The organism is Micromonospora sp. HM5-17, assembly GCF_003762835.1.
GTDB lineage: Bacteria > Actinomycetota > Actinomycetes > Mycobacteriales > Micromonosporaceae > Plantactinospora.
Genome location: NZ_RJWA01000045.1, coordinates 1 through 484, shown reverse-complemented (window position 1 = coordinate 484; position 484 = coordinate 1). Strand labels below are relative to the sequence as shown.

Here is a 484-nt window from a genome sequence, read left to right as displayed (position 1 = left end):
CACGGTGTGCAGGGTGAGCAGGCCCGGATCCCGCTGAACGCCGACCAGACGAACAACGTCAAGGAGATCATCAAGGCGACCAAGAAGGCCGGCATGGACGAGCGGGCCGCGGTGATCGCGATCGCGACCAGCCTGCAGGAGTCCAAGCTGGAGAACCTGGGCCACCTGGGCGCCCGTAACGACCACGACTCGCAGGGCCTGTTCCAGCAGCGTCCGTCCTCGGGCTGGGGCACCGTCGAGCAGATCCGCGACCCCCAGTACGCGACCACGGCGTTCCTCAACGGGCTGAAGCAGGTCAACGGGTGGCGCGACATGCCGCTGACCCAGGCCGCGCAGAAGGTCCAGGTGTCGGCCTACCCCGACGCCTACGCCAAGTGGGAACAGCAGGCCGCCGACCTCGTCGCCCAACACTGGAACAACAGCTAACCCCTTCAGAAAACACACCACTGGCCGGGACCCCAACCCACGGGACCCGGCCAGCGGC

Annotated in this window: 1 protein-coding gene; it reads left to right on the top strand. The window is 67.6% G+C overall.

The window, feature by feature from the left end; genetic code table 11:
* Nucleotides 1-426, top strand: a 426-nt coding sequence (locus EF879_RS26865; RefSeq protein ID WP_123563389.1) for a hypothetical protein, incomplete at its 5' end; no start/stop codon positions are given.
* Nucleotides 427-484 lie beyond the last annotated feature (58 nt).